Annotated in this window: 15 protein-coding genes and 1 tRNA gene; 6 read left to right on the forward strand and 10 right to left on the reverse strand. The window is 66.4% G+C overall.

Annotated elements, in window-relative coordinates; genetic code table 11:
* Position 1 precedes the first annotated feature (1 nt).
* A complete protein-coding gene (locus H0P51_RS25190; RefSeq protein ID WP_180915521.1) occupies positions 2–412 on the forward strand; it encodes an HIT family protein in 411 nt (136 codons plus the stop codon).
* On the opposite strand, the gene H0P51_RS25195 is transcribed toward H0P51_RS25190, so the two are convergent.
* Complete coding sequence (locus H0P51_RS25195; RefSeq protein ID WP_281373805.1) at positions 409–1,857, reverse strand: sensor histidine kinase; 1,449 nt, start codon at positions 1,855–1,857, stop codon at positions 409–411. The two genes, H0P51_RS25190 and H0P51_RS25195, sit on opposite strands and share 4 nt — an antisense overlap.
* Before the next feature lie 2 nt (positions 1,858–1,859).
* A complete protein-coding gene (locus tag H0P51_RS25200; RefSeq protein WP_180915522.1) occupies positions 1,860–2,585 on the reverse strand; it encodes a response regulator transcription factor in 726 nt (241 codons plus the stop codon).
* A gap of 158 nt (positions 2,586–2,743) precedes the next feature.
* On the opposite strand from H0P51_RS25200, the gene H0P51_RS25205 reads away from it, so the two are divergent.
* Together H0P51_RS25205 and H0P51_RS25210 are read left to right on the forward strand one after the other, a co-directional pair.
* Positions 2,744–3,463, forward strand: a complete 720-nt coding sequence (locus tag H0P51_RS25205) for a hypothetical protein (protein ID WP_180915523.1) — start codon at positions 2,744–2,746, stop codon at positions 3,461–3,463.
* Positions 3,464–3,490: 27 nt separating this feature from the next.
* Positions 3,491–3,562: transfer RNA gene (locus H0P51_RS25210), tRNA-Thr, on the forward strand.
* Here H0P51_RS25210 and H0P51_RS25215 read toward each other — a convergent pair.
* Complete coding sequence (locus H0P51_RS25215; RefSeq protein ID WP_246398217.1) at positions 3,544–4,131, reverse strand: MarR family winged helix-turn-helix transcriptional regulator; 588 nt, start codon at positions 4,129–4,131, stop codon at positions 3,544–3,546. The two genes, H0P51_RS25210 and H0P51_RS25215, sit on opposite strands and share 19 nt — an antisense overlap.
* Positions 4,132–4,222: 91 nt before the next feature.
* Between H0P51_RS25215 and H0P51_RS25220 the strand changes: the two genes are divergently transcribed.
* The gene (locus H0P51_RS25220) at positions 4,223–4,663 is read left to right on the forward strand and encodes a nitroreductase family deazaflavin-dependent oxidoreductase (protein WP_180915524.1); all 441 of its coding nucleotides are present in this window, start codon (positions 4,223–4,225) and stop codon (positions 4,661–4,663) included.
* 67 nt (positions 4,664–4,730) lie between these two features.
* Here the strand turns inward: H0P51_RS25220 and H0P51_RS25225 are convergent, their stop codons facing one another.
* Entirely contained in the window at positions 4,731–5,429 is a 699-nt protein-coding gene (locus H0P51_RS25225) for a FadR/GntR family transcriptional regulator (RefSeq protein ID WP_180915525.1), read from the reverse strand.
* A gap of 81 nt (positions 5,430–5,510) precedes the next feature.
* Between H0P51_RS25225 and H0P51_RS25230 the strand changes: the two genes are divergently transcribed.
* Positions 5,511–6,377: a sterol desaturase family protein gene (locus H0P51_RS25230; protein ID WP_180915526.1), complete on the forward strand. Its 867-nt coding sequence runs from the start codon at positions 5,511–5,513 to the stop codon at positions 6,375–6,377.
* Between the two features lie 110 nt (positions 6,378–6,487).
* The gene (locus H0P51_RS25235) at positions 6,488–7,471 is read left to right on the forward strand and encodes an alpha/beta fold hydrolase (protein WP_180915527.1); all 984 of its coding nucleotides are present in this window, start codon (positions 6,488–6,490) and stop codon (positions 7,469–7,471) included.
* Between the two features lie 15 nt (positions 7,472–7,486).
* On the opposite strand, the gene H0P51_RS25240 is transcribed toward H0P51_RS25235, so the two are convergent.
* The 6 genes from H0P51_RS25240 to H0P51_RS25270 all read right to left on the reverse strand — a co-directional run bounded on the left by H0P51_RS25240 (position 7,487) and on the right by H0P51_RS25270 (position 14,046).
* Positions 7,487–9,103, reverse strand: a complete 1,617-nt coding sequence (locus H0P51_RS25240; protein WP_180915528.1) for a PE domain-containing protein — start codon at positions 9,101–9,103, stop codon at positions 7,487–7,489.
* 83 nt (positions 9,104–9,186) lie between these two features.
* Complete coding sequence (locus tag H0P51_RS25245; protein WP_180915529.1) at positions 9,187–9,966, reverse strand: enoyl-CoA hydratase; 780 nt, start codon at positions 9,964–9,966, stop codon at positions 9,187–9,189.
* A 4-nt stretch (positions 9,967–9,970) separates the two neighbouring features.
* Positions 9,971–11,419, reverse strand: a complete 1,449-nt coding sequence (locus H0P51_RS25250) for a WS/DGAT/MGAT family O-acyltransferase (protein ID WP_180915530.1) — start codon at positions 11,417–11,419, stop codon at positions 9,971–9,973.
* 145 nt (positions 11,420–11,564) lie between these two features.
* Positions 11,565–12,530: an MAP_0585 family protein gene (locus tag H0P51_RS29150; protein WP_343061741.1), complete on the reverse strand. Its 966-nt coding sequence runs from the start codon at positions 12,528–12,530 to the stop codon at positions 11,565–11,567.
* A gap of 35 nt (positions 12,531–12,565) precedes the next feature.
* Positions 12,566–13,036 (reverse strand): lipoprotein LpqH, encoded by a 471-nt coding sequence (locus H0P51_RS25265; protein WP_180915532.1) that lies wholly within the window; start codon positions 13,034–13,036, stop codon positions 12,566–12,568.
* A gap of 134 nt (positions 13,037–13,170) precedes the next feature.
* Positions 13,171–14,046 carry an alpha/beta fold hydrolase gene (locus H0P51_RS25270; RefSeq protein ID WP_180915533.1) on the reverse strand — a complete coding sequence of 292 codons (876 nt, stop codon included), beginning with the start codon at positions 14,044–14,046 and terminating at the stop codon, positions 13,171–13,173.
* Positions 14,047–14,052 lie beyond the last annotated feature (6 nt).

Consider the following 14,052-nt stretch of genomic DNA (forward strand, 5'->3'; position numbering starts at 1 on the left):
AATGGCAACGATCTTCACCAAGATCATCAACCGCGAAATCCCGGGCCGCTTCGTCTACGAAGACGACGACATCGTCGCGTTCCTGACGATCGAGCCGATGACGCAAGGCCACACCCTGGTGGTGCCGCGTGCCGAGATCGACCAGTGGCAGAACATCGACCCCACGGTATTCGCCCGGGTCATGGCAGTGAGCCAGCTGATCGGCAAAGCCGTGACCAAAGCGTTCGACGCCGACCGGGCCGGGGTCATCATCGCCGGGCTGGAAGTGCCGCATCTTCACGTGCACGTGTTCCCAGCCCGCGATCTCAGCGATTTCGGCTTCGCGAACGTCGACCGCAACCCGTCGGCGGAATCGCTGGACGAGGCTGCGGCCAAGATCAAAGCGGCGCTGGCCGAATTGAGCCAGAACTAGCCGACCTGTGCCGGCACGTCGCTCACCCGCGGCAACGCGACCCGAAAACAGCACCCCTGTCCCGGCGAAGTCGTGACAGTTACCCTGCCACCGTGCGCCTTCACCAGTGAGTCGACGATCGAGAGCCCGAGCCCGGTGCCGCCGCTGGCCCGCGCCCGCGACGAGTCAGTGCGATAGAAGCGCTCGAAAATCCGGTCGGCATCCTGCTGGCTCATGCCCGGCCCCGTGTCGGCGACCTCGAGGACGGCATCGTCACCCGCGGTGCCGACCCGAACGGTGATGTCCGCGGTGTCCGGTGTGTGCTGAATCGCGTTGGCAACCAGATTGCTCAGCACCTGACGCAACCGCGGCTCGTCACCAAGCACTTCCGGGGTGCCCGGGCCGTCGAGCACTTCCATCGTGATGTTGCGCTGAGGTCCCATCGCGCGCCCGTCGTGCACCGCATCACTGGCCAGCGCGAGCAGATCCACCCGGTGGATCTCCAGGGGCCGCTGCACGTCGAGCCGAGCCAACAACAGCAAGTCCTCGACCAGCAGACCCATCCGGCTGGCTTCGCTTTCGATGCGCGACAGCAACATGGAAACGTCCGACGCGGCGCCCTGCCGGTACAGCTCGGCGAACCCACGAATGGTCGTCAGCGGGGTGCGCAGTTCATGACTGGCGTCGGTGATGAAGCGACGCATCCGCTCCTCGGAAGTACGTGCCGTCTCCGCCGAGGCCTCCGAGGCGGCCAGCGCCTCCTGAATCTGGGCCAGCATTCCATTGAGCGCCGCCGACAGCCGGCCAACCTCGGTGCGAGGGTCGCGTTCGGTGACCCGTCGATCCAGCTGCCCACCGGCGATCGCCGCCGCAGTCTCCTCGACCTCGTCCAGCGGCCGCAGACTGCGGTGCACGACCGCAAAACTGGCGATCCCCACTACCACCAACACCACGGCCCCGATACCGATCTGCAGCCAGAACAACGCCGTAACCGTGTGGTCCACGTCGGACAGGTCGATGGCCACCGTGGTCAGTCCACCCTGCGGGCCGTGCACCGAAACCGCACGCCACTCGATGTCGGAGTCACTGACCGAGGGCAGCGTCGTCGGATTGGGGCCGACGTCGTTGTCGGCGGGCAGCGCCGGCTCAGCATTGCGGTCGTTGATCGCTGTCATCGTTTTGCCGTCCGGGCTGATTGCGCGGACGTAGAACTTCGACGGCGGCCGGGCGGGGTCTGGTCCGCCAACGGTCGGCGGGGTGTGCTTCCACGGCGCCTGCGCCCAGCTACGGGTGGCGTCCATCAGCGTCGCGTCGATGCGACTTATCAGGCTGTGCCGCAGGATCGAGGTGACCGCGACACCCGAAGCCAGCAGACCGCACAGCACCAGCACCAGCGTGGCCGCAACCAGACCCACCCGCAGCGGCACACCGCGCCGGTACCGTCTGGTTGATTCGGTCCGGGCCACGCTCAGCGCGGCTCCCGCAACACGTAGCCAACCCCGCGCAGCGTGTGCAGCAGCCGCGTCTCACCGGTATCGATTTTGCGGCGCAGATAGGAGACGTAGGACTCCACGACATTGACGTCACCACCAAAGTCGTAGCGCCACACGTGGTCCAGGATCTTGGGCTTGCTCAGCACCGTGCCCGCGTTGATCACGAAGTAACGCAGCAGCGTGAACTCCGTGGGCGACAACGAGACTGGCTGCCCAGCCTTCCACACTTCGTGAGTTTCCTCGTCGAGTTCGATGTCGGCGAAGGTCAGGCGGGCGTTGCGCGGCTCATTGCTGTTCCCTTTCCCCGCTCGGCGCAGGATGACCCGCAGCCGCGCGACCACTTCTTCGAGACTGAACGGCTTGGTCACGTAGTCGTCCCCGCCGAGGGTCAGCCCAGCGATTTTGTCCTGCAACGAGTCCCGCGCGGTGAGGAACAGCGCCGGCGCGTCGATGCCGTCGGCGCGCAGCCGGCGCAGCACCCCGAAGCCGTCCATGCCGGGCATCATCACGTCGAGAATCACTGCGTCCGGACGGGATTCGCGGGCCCGGTCGAGCGCCTGGGCCCCGTTGGATGCGGTGAGGACTTCGAACCCCTGGAATTTCAGGCTCACCGAAAGCAACTCGACGATGTTGGCCTCGTCGTCGACGACGAGGATGCGCGCCTCCGGTTGGGTGTCGGCGCCAGAGTTTCCCATTGTCATCACTGCGCCTCTCGGCCAGAGCTGTGTACTAGCTTCACAATCATTGAAAACTTCCTGAGAGGTCGTTGCAAGTAGCCTGCAAGCATTCTGCCAGTGGTAATCGAACCAGCTCGGACCCGAACGGCGAAATCGGTCCGCGTCGCTCGTAGACTCGCAGAATGAACCTCGTCAAAGCCGCTATGGGCATCGCGACCGCACCTGCGCGGGCCGGGCTCGCGGCGGCCGAAGCCAGCCTGAACCTTGCCGGTACGGCGGTGGGCGTGGCCAAGCGGGCACTGGGCGACTCCGGCAGCACCGGCGGCTACAACCCGATGGCCAACATGCTGGGGCTCGACGACACGCTGGCGCGGGCCAACCGGCTAGCCCGGCTGCTCGACGACGACATGCCGTTGGGGCGGGCTATCGCGCCGAACGGTCCGATGGACCGGATGCTGCGACCGGGCGGCGTGGTCGACCTGCTGACCGCAGAGGGCGGACTGATCGACCGCCTGACCGCAGAAGGCGGTGGGCTGCAGCGCGCCCTGCAACCCGGCGGGCTGGCCGATCAATTGCTTGCCAACGACGGGCTGATCGAGCGGGTGCTGGCCGAAGACGGGCTGGCCGACAAGCTGCTCTCCGAGGGCGGGCTGGTCGACAAGCTGACGGCCAAGAACGGGCCGCTGGAACAGCTGGCCGATGTGGCCGACACCCTGGCGCGGCTGGCGCCCGGAATGGAGGCGCTGGAGCCGGCGATCGCCACGCTGCAGGAGGCCGTCATCTCGCTGACCATGGTGGTCAACCCGCTCAGCAGCATCGCCGACCGCATCCCGTTGCCCGGTCGCCGGCCGCGCACCTCGTCGCGGTCGGTGCGGTCGCAGCGGATCGTCGAGGGCGATTGACCGGCTAGGCTGTCACCGGTTTCACCGGCCTCCTTAGCTCAGTGGTAGAGCACTCGCCTTGTAAGCGAGCGGTCGTCAGTTCAATCCTGACAGGGGGCTCTCTCACCAGGCCTCCGAGCCTGACCGATGCTGTCCATGCGTTCGGCCAAGTGGTTGCCCATCGTGGTGCGTAAGTCGATGAGTAGGCTCTCGAAACTGTTCAGCAGCTCGGCGGAGTAGCGCGACATTGTCGTGTCGAGCTGCTCTGCCAGCGGCGCGAAGAACTCATCGGCGCGAGCGTGCACGGTCGGGCTGCTGCGCAGCGTCACCACCCGACGGTCGGCGCTCTCTCTGCTGCGTATGACGTGTCCGGCCTCTTCGAGGCGGTTGAGCAGCGATGTCGTGGCACCCGATGACAGTCCGATCCGGCTACTCAGCCGCGCCGGCGATAGCGGGACGTTGCGTTCCTCGGCGTTCACGATTTCCATCAGTGCCTCCGAATCGGTGGAGTGCAAGCCAAGCCAGCTACCGAATAGGCGGCTGAACTGGTTGAAGATGGAGCCGAAACTGCGCAGCCCCTCCATCAAACGTGCATGCTGCCCCGAAGCATCGGGCGCGGCATGCGCGTCCTCCCTGCGCGCAGACCCACCTGCATCCTGAGTCTGGTGATCACCGCGTGTGCTTGACAACGAACCTCCAAGCATTAACCTTCACTATGAAGCTACTTTATAATGAAGTGATACCGGCTGATTGTGTTCGCAGACTACGCCCAGGAGTTCGATGACTGACCAGATCCCCGACGCCGCCACACAGCGAGCCTTCAACCAGGGCGTGATCGACGAGTTCCGCGCCAACAACGGCAAAGTTGGGGGCCCCTTCGCCGGGCAAAAGCTGCTGCTGCTCACAACCCAAGGCGCCAAATCGGGGCTGCCTCGATTGGTGCCGTTGTCCTACCTGACCATCGACGGCGCAATGATCCTGGTCGGCTCCCTGGCCGGCGCCGACGTCGATCCCGCCTGGGCACACAACTTGCGAGCCCACCCGCGAGCGCAAGTCGATCTCGGCACGCAGTCCTACGATGTTCTGGCGCGCGAACTTCCGCGCGCCGAGCGAGATGCCACGTTCCCGAAAGTCACGGCAATGGAACCCATCTACGCCGACTACCAAGCGCGAACAACTCGGCCGATCCCCCTCTTCGAATTGCGACCCGCCGACAACTGAAGGCTCATCCCTCTGCCGTCGAGCACAGCGACCGACCCCGAATTTTCCAGCCATCCAGACCTAATGCCTACGCCAACTCCGGTGCGCTGAGCACCGCGTCCAGGAACTCGGCGGCGATTCGGCGCGCCGCTTGCGCGTCGCCATCACCTATCGCCGTCGCAAGCAATGCCATCTGTTCCGCTTGTCGATATTCGCGATGCAGAGCGTCCATGATCTGCGCCCCACCAGCCGCTCGCCGGATGGTGTCGATGACCGCCATCAGCGTGTTCAACGCAAGGCGATAGGCCAGGTTGTGCGAGCCGTCGATGATCGCCGACCAAAATTCCAGGTTGCCGGCCTCGAGGTCGGCCACCGACGTCGTCGACGCCGGAATGTGTCTCATGAGCTGTTCGGCGACGCCCGACGAGCGCAGTGCGCACAGCCGGGCGGCGTCGGCACCGACGCACGAGCGCAATTCCAGGACCGCCCGGGCGACGCCTGGGTCCAGCACGCCCTCCCGAACGATCACGTCGGGCAGCAGATCCAGACGCGCATGGTCGGTCACCGACAGCACGCGGGTTGCGCCGCCCTGGTTGACCTCCACCAGCTTGGCCTGCTGCAGACGCTTGACCGCCTCGCGGATCACGTGGCGATTGACCTGAAAAGACGCGGCCAGCTCTCGTTCCGGCGGCAGCGTGCCGTGCAGCGTTCCTTCCAGAATCGCGTTGAGGAGTTGGTGGTGGACCTGCTCAGATAGCGGAACCGCACCCACCGGACGCCATGCCATCGCCACACGGTAGCACTGCGGTTCACTAATCAACTGGTCCAACCACTAGACAGGTTGGACCAATGTACCTAAACTCCCTACATGGACCTTTCGTCGCTACTCCTGTTGATCTCGGCTCCCGTGTTCCTGCTCGGAATGGCGCTGGAAGTGCTCGTCCTGCGGTTCCGCAAACGACCGTCCTATGACAGGCGCGACTCAGCCGTCAGCATCACCACCGCACTGATCAACCAGGCGCTCACGTTGCCCTGGGCCTTCGTGGAGATCGCACTGCTGGTGTGGCTGTGCGGCGCGGTCCCGTGGCACCTGCACGGCTGGGCCGCCTGGATAGTCGCGATGATCGCCGTCGATTTCGCCTTCTACTGGTATCACCGCACCCACCACCAGATCCGCCTGCTGTGGGCCGTGCACGTGGTGCACCACAGCAGCCAGCAGTACAACCTGTCCGTCGCCCTGCGCCAGCCCTGGGCGGTGTTCACCACACTGCCCTTCCTCGTCCCGGTCGCGCTCCTGGGCATCGACGCGCGGATCATCCTCGCCTGCTACGGCTTGAACCTGCTCTACCAGTTCTTCCTGCACACCGAGATCGTCGACAAGCTTTGGGCGCCAATCGAATTCGTATTCAACACGCCCAGCCATCACCGGGTGCACCACGGATCGCAACCGCAGTATCTGGACACCAACTACGGCGGCATCCTGATCATCTGGGACCGGATGTTCGGCAGCTTCCAACCCGAACGCGAGCGGGTGCGCTACGGGCTGACCAAGAACATCGCCACGAACAACATCGCCGCCGTCGAGACCCACGAATTCGTCGCGATCTGGCGCAGCGTGCGGACCGCCAGCAACTGGCGAGACCGTCTCGGTTATGTGCTGCGCGGGCCCGGCTGGGCGCCGGTACCAACCGGCGCGCTCGCCCCCAGCAAGGCAAAGCCACTACCCGTCGGCTGACGGCTGGCAGGTAGCACCCGCCGCGCTTTTAGAAAGTTGCAAGGCCAGCACCCCAGACTTCACTTCACCAGGAACAGCCCGTCCACACCGAAGTGAGCTAGCAGGCCAAAATGAGCAACCTCCGAACGATCAACTTGCACGGCGATCGTGTCGCCTACCGCGACGAAGGCGCCGGCGACGTGCTGCTGCTGATCCACGGCATCGGCGGCAGCTCGAACAACTGGCGCGCGATCATCCCCGCCCTGTCCAAGAAGTTCCGCGTCATCGCCCCGGACCTGCTGGGCCACGGCCAGTCCGACAAGCCGCGCGGCGACTACTCGCTGGGCTCCTTCGCGGTGTTGCTGCGCGACTTCCTCGACGCGCTGGGCATCCCACAGGCCACCATCGTGGGCCACTCGCTGGGCGGCGGCATCGCGATGCAATTCGCCCACCAGCACCGCGACTACTGCGAGCGGCTGATCCTGATCAGCAGCGGCGGCCTGGGCGCCGAGGTGAGCCGGATGCTGCGGCTGGCCTCGCTGCCCGGTTCGGCGATGGCATTGCGGCTGATCTCGTCGAAGCCCGCGATCGCGGCCCGCAAGGCGGTGACGTCGTTGCGGCCCACCGACCAGAGTGCGGAGCGGGTCAGCGACCACTGGGAAGCCCACGCCGCGCTGTCGAATCCGGAGAACCGCAAGGCGTTGCTGCGCACCCTGCGCGCCGTCGTCGACCGCAAGGGCCAGTACGTGTGCGCGCTGAACCGGTTGCACTGCAACGCCGCCGTGCCGGTGCTCATCATCAGTGGCGACCAGGACCGCGTCATCCCAGTGACCCACGCCTACGCGGCGCACCAAGCGATGCCGCACAGCCGGCTGCACATCATCCCCGGCGCTAAGCACCACCCCCACATGGAGCGCACCGAAACCGTCGCGGACCTCATCGACGACTTCATCGACGCCCCCGCCTACCCGCACCAGACCTCAGCCGCGGTGTCCCTGGCCGACTGGTCGGCGACGCACTCGCCGCGCTCGGGTCTGCGGTCGGCAGCCGTGGTTCAGCGCATCAACCGTCGCCGCGGTCGCCGGCACCTGCAGGCGGTATCGGAGGCCAGCTGAGCCCGCAGCCCCCGCTCACGCCACCGCGCCGAGCAGGTCCTCGCCCACCTTGATCGGGAAGTTGACCGTCGCCGCTGCGACCCCTTCGATGCCATCCCGAACAGTGCTGAGCACCACGGTCGGATCGCCGGTGAATAGCGACTGCCAAATGTCCCACACGGCGTACTGCGGCGGGGTGATCACGTTACGGAAATCGACGAACAACCGCGTCGGCAAGTTCGCCGGACCGATGGGCATCCCGTCCCAGCTGTTCATCGTCCAGCCCCCGCCCGGACTTCCCGTAACCTCAACGATCGCGGTATTGGGCAGTGAGTGGGCCAGCAGCAGCAACGGATTCGGATTGTCGACGTTCATCAGCGTGCCGACCCCGATCGAAAACGCGCTGGAATACGCGACCGACGTGTTGGAAGGCACTGGATTTGCCATGGCGTTGCCGTAGATCGCGCCCATGGCGCCGGTGAAGGCGCGGTTGAACACGATCCCATTGACGTCCGGGGTGCCTGGAACCAGCATCGGGAAAAGGGGGAAGCCCAACGTCCACGCGACCGGGCCCACCAGATACAGCAGACCACCCGGGCTGATCTGCGGCATACCGTCGAACCAGCCAGCGTTGATCTCGTTCAGGCCCGGCAACACGGCGAATGTGGGCGTCAGGGCCGAGGCCGTCTGCTGCACCCTGAGCAACTCCGAGGCGAAGACGCCCGAGTACTGGGTGCTGGGCGCCAGGACGGCCGCCACGTCGGCCGCCTGCTGAACGCCCGTGGCAGTCAGCGCGACCCCGGGAACGCCCGTGTCGATCAGGCCCGCGGCGTTGGCGATCGACTGTGCATGGCGCACGAAGTCGATGACGATCGGCTGCTGACTGCCGACTGGGGCGGCCCATCCGCCGGTACCGATGAACAGCCCCCCGCGGCCATCGAGCGCCCCGGCTGCGCCGAGCCCGCCGTTGCCGAAGAACAGGGCCTGGCCGCCGACTCCCCCGGTGGCTCCGGGGCCGCCCGGCCCGCCGTTCCCCATCAGCCACCCGCCGGCTCCCCCGGTGCCGCCATTGCCGCCGCCGAAGCCGGCGCCGCCCGCGCCACCCGTGCCGATCAGGCCGGCGTTGCCGCCATTACCCCCAGCAATGGTGCCGGTGGTCGGGCTGTAGCCGGTCCCGCCGTCGCCGAACAGGATCCCGCCGGCGCCGCCGGCGGGGCTCCACGCGGTTCCGGCGGCGCCGTTGCCGATCAGACCACGCCCGAACAGCGCGACGGTGGGGGCGTTGATGAATGGGTCCAACGCCTGACCGTACGGACTGTTGATCCACGCTTGACCAGCCTCGTGCAGAGGGGTGTAAAGGAGCGTCTGGAATGCTGCGGCTTCCGCGCCGCGGTAGGCGGCTGCCGCCGCAGCCAGGCTCGGTATGAACTGCCGTTGGTAGCCGGCGGCCACGGCGGCCGCCGCCTGATATTGCTGAGCATGCCCGCCGAACAACACAGCAATAGCAGCCGACACTTCATCCGCGGCGGCCGTCGCCAGCTGCATGGTCGGTATCAGCGCCGCCAGGTTGCCCGACCGCACCGCCGATTCGATCCGCGCGATCTCGGCCGCTGCCGATTCCAAGATGTCCGGTGCCACGACCACAGATGACATCGCTTACCCCCGTTGGTATCGCGTCCTAGTCATCATGGCCCGCACCGGCGGCAAACAGCGGAGATTCGGCAGAATGCGTGCCGCTAGCTGGCGCCCTTCCTGCGGGACAGGAATGCCCGCATGTGCTGTTGCGGCTCGCCGGTGAGGAACGCCAGGCCAAACTGTTCCACGCTGTCCTCTATCGCGCCGTGCACGGTCATGTCGAACCATTTGTTGAGCAGTCGCTTCTGCTGCCTGACCGCATGCGGGCCGAATTCGGCGAGCCGCGCCGCGAGCTGTCCGATTCGGTCGTCCAGCGCGTCGGGCGCGACGACCTCGTGAACCAGGCCCCAGGTCGCGGCCGTCGGAGCATCGATGGTCTCACCGGTCAGCAGCAGCCAGGCCGAGTGCGAGGCCCCGATCAACGCTGGCATCAGCGCCGCGTGAATCACCGACGGGATGCCGACCGCCACCTCCGGCATGCCGAATTTTGCGCCGGACTCCGCGATGCGCAAATCGCAGCACATCGCGACCTCCAGGCCACCGCCCAGACACCAGCCCGCCAGCCGGGCGATGACGGGGACCGGGCACTGACGAATAGCCTCGCAGAGCCCGGCCAGGCCACGGATGAAATCCTGGGCGCTGGACTGGTCGAGGGTTACCATCTCGTTGATGTCGGCGCCGCCGATGAATGCCTTGTCGCCGCTGCCGCGGAGCACCACCACCCGAACCTCGTCGTCTCGCCCGACGGCGCCGAAAGCTTCGGTCAGCTCCGAATTAGCTTGACTGCCAATGATATTCAGTGGCTTGGAGTTGATCAGCTCGATGGTGGCCAGACCGTCGGCGTGTCCGTACCGGACGAAGGGGCCTTCCGTGATCGTCATGTGCTTAGCAGGCGCTCTCCAACTCATCGAGTGCCTCGCCGGTGTAGACGGCGAGGCGCTGCAGGTGCGGCAGCGAGTCGCGACAGCCGATGAACCCGAAGTTCAGTGTGCTGGCGTAGCTCTGCAGGGTGACGTTGAGCGCCTGGCTGTGCGCCACCAGCGACACCGGGTAGGACGCCTCCATGCGGCTACCGCGCAGGTAAAGCACATCCTGCGGTCCGGGCACATTACTGACGCAGAGGTTGAACGTGTAGGGCCACGGCGCCTTCACCCCGGTCAACGTGCTGGCCAACTGCATGCCGAACGGCGCCATCAACGCGCCGCTGTAAGCCAGGATTGCGTCCCGGTCCATCTTCGCCAACTCGGCCTTTGCCATCCGGGTCGTTGCCGTCACCGCTTGCAGACGCTCGACCGGGTCCGCGATGTCGGTGCCCACCGTCGCCAGGATCGTGGCGACGGCGTTGCCGCCGCCTTCGTCGTCCTTGGGCCGCACGTTGACCGGCAACATCGCAATCAGCGGCTTGTCGGGTAACTCACCGAGCTCGTTGAGAAACCTCCGCAGGCTGCCCCCGACAATCGCCAGCGCGACGTCGTTGACCGTCGAATCTTGGCTGGCTCCAATCTTTTTCAGACGATCCAGCTGGTACTGCTGGGTGGCGAAACGGCGGTTGCGGCTGATCCGGGTGTTCAGGATCGACCGCGGCGCCCGCAGCGAACCGACCAGGTCGCGGTACTCGTTGTCGCTGCGCAGCTGAGTGTTCACGATCGCCTTGGTCAGATCCAGGGACGAGCGGCCCGCGCCCGCGGCCGAACCGATCACGCTGCCGACACCGCTGACCAAGCCGCCCAGACTGCTCACCACGCCACCGATACTGCCGAGCAAGCTGGCCCCAGAGTTCTCCTTGGCGGACGACACCCGCCCGGGCGTCGGGATGTTGAAGAACAGCGGGTGCTCGGTATCGTGCGGATCCGTCGAGAGGCTGCGGGCCAGCATCTTCTGACCGGTGTAGCCGTCCACGAGCGCGTGGTGCATCTTGATGTAGATCGCGAAGCGCCCCCCTTCCAGGCCCTCGATGAAGTGCATCTCCCACGGCGGACGCCGCAGGTCCAGGGCGTTGCTGTGCAAGCGCGACACCAGGATTCCGAGTTCCCGCTCGTCGCCCGGGCTGGCCAGCGCCGAGCGCCGCACGTGGTAGTCAAGGTCGAAGTTGTCGTCGTACACCCACGATTGGATCGGGCTCAACAGCAGGTCAGGATGACTCAGCTTCAGGTTCCACGGGTCCACGACTTCGTTGGACCTGCTCTCATCGACGAGCTGGCGCAGAAAATCCCGGGGCGCGTCCGGCGGCGGCGCAAACGGCATCAGCGCACCGACGTGCATCATCGTGCTCGAGGACTCGCCGTAGAGGAAGAACATGTCTTGCGGGCCCAGCCGCCTGGCGATCTTGCTCACGGGCTGCTCCTTTGCGCACGTCACGACTGCCGACAGCAGCCTGTACAGCTTGTGACGCTAGCTCAAAACAGCGCGAACACCTGTGCCTTTTCGCGTTACGGTGCGCTGGGCCGGCGGATACCAAAGCCGGCGCAGCCGGTGTCCGTCAGTACAGCGGAACCCAGGTACCGAAGAACCAGTAACCCCAGCCCCCGTACTGCCAGTTGAAGACCGGCAGCACAGTGAAGGTGTTGTAGTTGAACGGACCGAAATCACGTTGTCCGTAACCGATGTCGCGCGCCGGTGGTCCCTCGTAGGGACGGTTCCAACCGCCCGGAGGCGGCGGACCATTCCATCCCCCGGGAGGCGGCGGGCCCTCCCAGTTGGGCGGCGGGTGGCCGGGTGCGGGCCCGTTGTTGTAGCCGAAGCCACGCTGCGGTGGCGGAGGCGGCGCGCCGCGGTCGGGGAAGAGAATGCCCGCAAGCGTGTTCCTTGGGCCACCAAACTGGTTGTCGGGCTGCGCCAGCGGTCCGCGTGGAATGAAAGGCGGGTGCGGGGGCTGGGTTGCCGGAGCGTTGATGACGATGGTGATCCCCGGAGCGGCCGTCGTCGACGTGCTCGACTGCCCCGCCGGCACTGTCGTGGTGGTAGTCGACCCGCTCACGCTCGTGGTCGACCCGGCCGGCGTCGTGGTAGTGGTCGCACCCGAGGACGTGGTCGTCGAGGACGCTGTCGGGGTGGTGGTCACGGTCGTCGTCGTGGTCTGCGAGGACGGCGCCGCGCTGGAGGCCGTGGTCGACGGCGGGACGGTCGTGGTGGGCGGGACCGTGGTGGTAGCCGGCACCGTCGTGGTGGCCGGCGGAGCTGTGGTGGCGGGCGCGGCCGTGGTCGCCGGTGGCGCGGTAGTGGCTGGGGCGGCGGTAGTGGCTGGGGCCGGGGCGGCGGTGGTGGCTGGGGCCGGGGCGGCGGTAGTCGCCGGCGCTGGTGTGGCCGGACCCGGCGTCGGAGTGTTCGGCGCCAGCGGTATTGGCGCGAACGGCGCGGAACTAGCGATGCCCGCGTCGAGTAACACCGCCGAGATCCCCAGTCCCGCCGCGACAGCCGTCGCGCCGACGACACGTTTCATGGTCATAGCTGCGTCCCCTCCTGGGATTCGGCTGCCCGCCCTTACGGGCAAGTCACGCTCATCTCGAACGGTTTAGTCACCGACTTCGGGTCCTGCGGATTACTCACGTCGACACCGGAAGCGGTGCCCTTGATGGCGTAGGTCTTGTCCTTCACCGCCGCACCGGCGTTGGTGGCCTGGTTGGGTGCTGCATCGGAAAACCCGAGGGTGACGCCATTCACCGCGCCCAAACCGACCGCATGAACGATCGGCGGAGTGTCTTTGCTGACCACCGCACCGATTCCGGCCGAAGCGTCGCCGATGCCGATGTTGATGTTGTTGCCCGACGGCGTGCACGTCACTGCACCCGTGACCTTGAGGTTCTGACCGTCGACGATGACGACCGGCCCGGAGGGCGCGGTCCCCTGGGGAGCCGAGGACTGTGCAGCCTTCTCGGACTTGCTCGAACAGCCGGCGCAACTCACCACCACCAGTGCCAGACCGGCCAGCCCGGCCACGATTCCACGCTTCACACCGCTCTCCTTGTGTCGCAAGTGTCGTAGGTGTCGAAAGTGTCGCCCTGAACAAACGCACGCTGCGCGCGAATACCCAATGCAGTGACTCCGCAAACTAAGTCATACAACGTCGCGATGCCGCCGGCAAGCCCTCACCCCGCATTGACGTGCCGCTGGATGAATTCCAGGACCGAATCAGCAAAGACGTCGTTGCGATCACCGGCAACCATGTGGCCGGCGCCTCGGACGTCGGTGAACTCGACCTGCGGAAAACGTGCCAGAAACTGATCGGCGCGTTCCTGGCTGACCAAGTCGCTCACCTGACCGCGGACCAGCAGCATAGGTACACCGTCGGCCAGGATGGCGGCTACCGCCGCATGCATGCGGTCCGCCTCGACGACCTCCAGCGGCGGATACGCCGCGCTGCCGTTGATGAACTGCGGGTCCCAATGCCAGTACCACCGATCGCCGCGACGGCGGAGGTTCGTGGTGAGTCCCTGCAGGTCAGTGGGCCGGGGGCGGTGCGGGTTGTACTCGGCGATCGCATCGGCGACTTCTTCCAGCGACGCGAAGCCAGACTCCATCCGGTCAGCCATGAAGTTGTGGATGCGGTTCGCCCCGGACTGCTCCATGTCGGGCACGATGTCGACCAGCACGACGGCGCTGGCGATCCCCGGCGCGAGTTCGCCGGCCAGCAGCATCGAGGTGAACCCACCAAGCGATGCCCCCACCAGCACCGGCCGCGGGGGCAGACTGCGCAGCACCTCCTGCACGTCGGAGGCGAAGCTGACCACGCGATAGTCGCCCTCGCTGGACCAATCGGATTCGCCGTGGCCCCGTAAGTCGACGGTGACCGCTTGGTACCCACGCTGGGCGACAGCGCTCGCCGCGCGTCCCCAGGATCGGCGCGTCTGCCCGCCGCCGTGTAGGAAGACCACGGCGCGCGCCTGCGGATCGCCATGACGGTCTGAGACGATGCGAACCCCGCCGCGCCCGTGGGTGATGAATGGTTCGGCTGCCGTCACCATCAGGAA

Source organism: Mycobacterium vicinigordonae (genome assembly GCF_013466425.1).
GTDB lineage: Bacteria > Actinomycetota > Actinomycetes > Mycobacteriales > Mycobacteriaceae > Mycobacterium > Mycobacterium vicinigordonae.

Coding starts and splice junctions, on each gene's coding strand:
- H0P51_RS25190 (WP_180915521.1), top strand. CDS start 2: ATGGCAACGATCTTCACCAAGATCATCAACCGCGAAATCCCGGGCCGC.
- H0P51_RS25200 (WP_180915522.1), bottom strand. CDS start 2,585: ATGACAATGGGAAACTCTGGCGCCGACACCCAACCGGAGGCGCGCATC.
- H0P51_RS25205 (WP_180915523.1), top strand. CDS start 2,744: ATGAACCTCGTCAAAGCCGCTATGGGCATCGCGACCGCACCTGCGCGG.
- H0P51_RS25220 (WP_180915524.1), top strand. CDS start 4,223: ATGACTGACCAGATCCCCGACGCCGCCACACAGCGAGCCTTCAACCAG.
- H0P51_RS25225 (WP_180915525.1), bottom strand. CDS start 5,429: ATGGCATGGCGTCCGGTGGGTGCGGTTCCGCTATCTGAGCAGGTCCAC.
- H0P51_RS25230 (WP_180915526.1), top strand. CDS start 5,511: ATGGACCTTTCGTCGCTACTCCTGTTGATCTCGGCTCCCGTGTTCCTG.
- H0P51_RS25235 (WP_180915527.1), top strand. CDS start 6,488: ATGAGCAACCTCCGAACGATCAACTTGCACGGCGATCGTGTCGCCTAC.
- H0P51_RS25240 (WP_180915528.1), bottom strand. CDS start 9,103: ATGTCATCTGTGGTCGTGGCACCGGACATCTTGGAATCGGCAGCGGCC.
- H0P51_RS25245 (WP_180915529.1), bottom strand. CDS start 9,966: ATGACGATCACGGAAGGCCCCTTCGTCCGGTACGGACACGCCGACGGT.
- H0P51_RS29150 (WP_343061741.1), bottom strand. CDS start 12,530: ATGACCATGAAACGTGTCGTCGGCGCGACGGCTGTCGCGGCGGGACTG.
- H0P51_RS25270 (WP_180915533.1), bottom strand. CDS start 14,046: ATGGTGACGGCAGCCGAACCATTCATCACCCACGGGCGCGGCGGGGTT.